This window comes from Martelella sp. (assembly GCF_984369615.1).
In genome coordinates this window covers 1-3,785 of record NZ_CFHTCS010000396.1, presented here as the reverse complement: position 1 = coordinate 3,785, position 3,785 = coordinate 1, and the positions used below count along the sequence as shown (strand labels likewise).

The window sequence follows — 3,785 nt, the reverse complement described above, 5'->3', positions numbered from 1 at the left end:
TTCGAAGACCGGCGAGCCGGTGAAGCCGGTCTTCCTGACCTTTGCCGACCGCGCCGCGACGAATGAACCCTTCGCCTACATGATCCCGAACGTCTCCATGGTCCGCGCCCTCCGGCAGAAGGCGGACGAACTCGGTATTGCCATCCGCCACGGGGCTGCCGTCACGGCCTTCGAGAACAATGGCGGCCATGCAAGGATCACGCTTGCCGGCGGCGAGGAGATCGCCACGCGGCTCGTCGTCGCTTGCGACGGCGTGCGCTCGCGGCTCAGGGACATGGCGGGCATCAAGACGGTGAAATTCGATTACGGCCAGTCCGGCATCGTCACCACCGTTTCCCATGAGCGCCCGCATAATGGCCGCGCGGAGGAACATTTCCTGCCGGCCGGCCCCTTCGCCATCCTGCCGCTAAAGGGCAACCGTTCGTCGCTGGTCTGGACCGAGCGCACGGACGACGCCAAACGTCTGGTCGAAAGCGACGACATGGTGTTCGAGGTAGAGCTCGAGCGCCGTTTCGGACATCATCTCGGCAAGCTCTCGCTCGCCGGCGGCAGACGAGCCTTCCCGCTTGGCCTCACGCTGTCGCGCGCCTTCATCGCGCCGCGCCTTGCGCTTGCCGGCGATGCCGCCCACGGCATCCATCCGATTTCCGGCCAGGGCCTCAATCTCGGCTTCAAGGATGTGGCGGCGCTGGCCGAAACCATCGTCGAGGCCGACCGGATGGGGCTCGACATCGGCGCCATGGATACGCTGGAGCGCTATCAGCGCTGGCGCCGCTTCGATACGGTGCGCATGGGCATGACCACGGACGTCCTCAACCGGCTTTTCTCCAATGACATCGGCCCGCTGCGTGTCGCCCGCGATTTTGGCCTCGGGGTCGTGGACCGCATGCCCGGCCTGAAGCGCTATTTCATCGAGGAAGCCGCCGGGCGGACCATGCACGACAAGCCGAAGCTTCTGTCCGGCGAGCCGCTCTGACGATCCCGGAGCAACACCGCATCAAAGCGTCCGGGCACCTCGTCCGGGCGAGGCATTTTTCTAGAGCGCCGTGCGTCCATTCGGACGCACAAAGGACGCTCTAGCCTATTGAATCTGCGCATCGTGCTTTCCGAAAATCAATTCCGATTTTCGGGCCGATACGCCAGGGAGCGAGGCCATGACCGACAATCTCAAATTCTTCATCGACGGCGCCTGGGTGGACCCGATCACGCCGAAAACGCTGGATGTGATCAACCCCGCCACCGAGGAGGCCTTCACGTCCATCTCCATCGGCGCGGCTGGCGATGTCGACCGGGCGGTGGTCGCCGCCAGAGCGGCGTTCGAAACCTTTTGCCTGACCACGAAGGACGAACGGCTCGCCCTCCTCAGGCGTATCCTTGAAGCCTATAACGACAGATACGACGATATTGCCGAGGCCGTCAGCCGCGAAATGGGCGCGCCGATCGGCTTTGCCCGCGGCTCCCAGGCCGCCGCCGGGCGCGGTCACCTGGAAGCGACGATCAGGGCGCTTGAGGATTTTGAGTTCGAGAAGCCGCGCGGCAAGGCGATGATCCTGCGCGAGCCGATCGGCGTCTGCGCGCTGATCACGCCCTGGAACTGGCCCCTGAACCAGATCGTCTGCAAGGTGGCGCCGGCAATAGCCGCCGGCTGCACCATGGTGCTGAAACCCTCCGAGATCGCGCCGATCTCCGGCGTTATCTTCTCCGAGGTGATGGAAGCGGCCGGCACGCCGAAGGGGGTCTATAACATGGTGCAGGGCACCGGGCCCGATGTCGGCCAGGTCATGTCCGGCCACAAGGACGTCGATATGGTGTCCTTCACCGGGTCCACCCGCGCCGGCATCATCGTTGCCAAGACGGCGGCCGATACCGTCAAGCGCGTGGCGCAGGAACTCGGCGGCAAGTCCCCGAACATCATCCTGCCCGATGCCGATCTTGAAGCGGCCGTACGCTCCGGCGTCGCCTCCTGCTTTGAGAATTCCGGCCAGTCCTGCGATGCACCCACCCGCATGCTGGTGCCCGCCGACCGCCACGACGAGGCGCTGGCCTACGCCAGGGCAGCGGCCGAGAGCCATGTCACCGGCGATCCGCGCGCGGAGACGAGCATGCTTGGCCCGGTGGTCTCGAAACAGCAATATGACAAGATCCAGCGCCTGATCGAGACGGGCATTGCCGAAGGCGCGACGCTGGTCACGGGCGGCCCCGGCAAGCCGGAAGGCCTTGAGCGCGGCTATTATGTCCGCCCCACGGTTTTCGCCCATGTGAAGAACGACATGACGATCGCGCGCGAGGAAATCTTCGGGCCCGTGCTGTCAATCCTTCCCTATGAGGACGAGGACGAGGCCGTCGAAATCGCCAATGACACGGTTTACGGGCTTGGCGCCTATGTCCAGTCGGGCAATCTCGAACATGCCCGGGCCGTTGCCCGGCGCATCCGCGCGGGATCGGTCTATCTCAACTATCCCGACTGGGACACGATGGCCCCCTTTGGCGGCTACAAGCAGTCCGGCAACGGCCGCGAATATGCCGACTGGGCGATCGACGATTTCCTCGAAATCAAGGGTATTGTCGGCTGGCAGCCGTAAGCCGCCCTGCGCTCAAAGCGCAGCGCCGGTTTCCGCATCGAAAATGTGAACCCGTTCGGGATCGATCTTCGCCTCGAACGGGTCGTCGTGATGGATCTCGCGCTCGCCATCGATGATCGCGGTGACCTGCTGGCCGCCAAGCTCGAAAACGACATGGCTCTGTGCGCCGGTCGGTTCCACCAGAAGCGCGGTCCCCTTGATCACCGCGCCATTGCCGATATCCGGGTTCAGATGTTCGGGGCGAAGTCCCACCGTCACCTTCTGGCCGCGGGCGATGCCGTGGTGGCTCTTCGAGATCGGCAGCAGCGTGCCATCGGAAAAGCGCACCGAGGGCACGCCCTCGTCCGCCTCGATGATCGCCGGCAGAAGGTTCATCGCCGGCGAGCCGATGAAGGCGGCAACAAACAGGTTCGCCGGTTTCTTGTAGAGTTCGAGCGGCGTGCCCTGCTGCTCGATATGCCCCTTGTTCAGGACCACCACGCGGTCGGCGAGCGTCATCGCCTCGATCTGGTCGTGGGTGACATAAATGGAAGTGGTCTCGACGCGCTGGTGCAGCGTCTTGATCTCCGAACGCATCTGCACCCGAAGCTTGGCGTCGAGGTTCGACAGCGGCTCGTCAAACAGGAAGACGGCCGGATTGCGCACCACGGCGCGGCCCATGGCAACGCGCTGGCGCTGGCCGCCGGAGAGCTGCGAGGGCTTGCGGTCAAGAAGCGCCGTCAGGTCAAGCATGCGCGCCGCCTCCCCTACCCGTTCCTCGATCTCCGCCTTGGGACGCTTGGCAAGGCGCAGGTTGAAGCCCATGTTTTCAGCCACCGTCATGTGCGGATAGAGCGCATAGGACTGGAACACCATGGCGATGTTGCGCTCGCGCGGCGTCAGGTCGTTGACGATCTCGCCGCCGATGGAAATGTCCCCGCCGGTAATTTCCTCCAGCCCCGCGATCATGCGCAACAGCGTGGACTTGCCGCAGCCGGACGGACCGACAAGGGCCACGAATTCGCCATCCTGAATGTCGAGCGAGACGCCGTGGATCACCTCGAGCGCAGCGTGGACGGCAGAGACGAACGTGGCCTTCGTCGCCAGTGCTTGTTTCCATTGCTTTGGCCGAAGCCAGCTCTCGCCGAAGCGCTACCAATGAAGGACACACATCAGCAAAGTTGGTGAAAAACTCCTGTCCAATGTTGACTTCACATGTCTGTA

3 protein-coding genes are annotated in these 3,785 nt (G+C 64.0%); 2 read left to right on the top strand and 1 reads right to left on the bottom strand.

Annotation, left to right across the window (positions count from 1 at the left end; all coding sequences use genetic code 11):
- On the top strand, positions 1–976 hold a 976-nt coding region (locus AC5DC2_RS20995; RefSeq protein WP_491699894.1), incomplete at its 5' end, for an FAD-dependent monooxygenase.
- A 178-nt stretch (positions 977–1,154) separates the two neighbouring features.
- Positions 1,155–2,582: an aldehyde dehydrogenase family protein gene (locus tag AC5DC2_RS20990; protein WP_491699893.1), complete on the top strand. Its 1,428-nt coding sequence runs from the start codon at positions 1,155–1,157 to the stop codon at positions 2,580–2,582.
- A gap of 12 nt (positions 2,583–2,594) precedes the next feature.
- Here the strand turns inward: AC5DC2_RS20990 and AC5DC2_RS20985 are convergent, their stop codons facing one another.
- On the bottom strand, positions 2,595–3,668 hold the full coding sequence (locus tag AC5DC2_RS20985; protein ID WP_491699895.1) for an ABC transporter ATP-binding protein: 1,074 nt from the start codon (positions 3,666–3,668) through the stop codon (positions 2,595–2,597).
- Positions 3,669–3,785: the final 117 nt, after the last annotated feature.

Bases quoted from the DNA above. Each gene is read 5' to 3' on its own strand.
- AC5DC2_RS20990 (WP_491699893.1), top strand. From the start codon at position 1,155: ATGACCGACAATCTCAAATTCTTCATCGACGGCGCCTGGGTGGACCCG.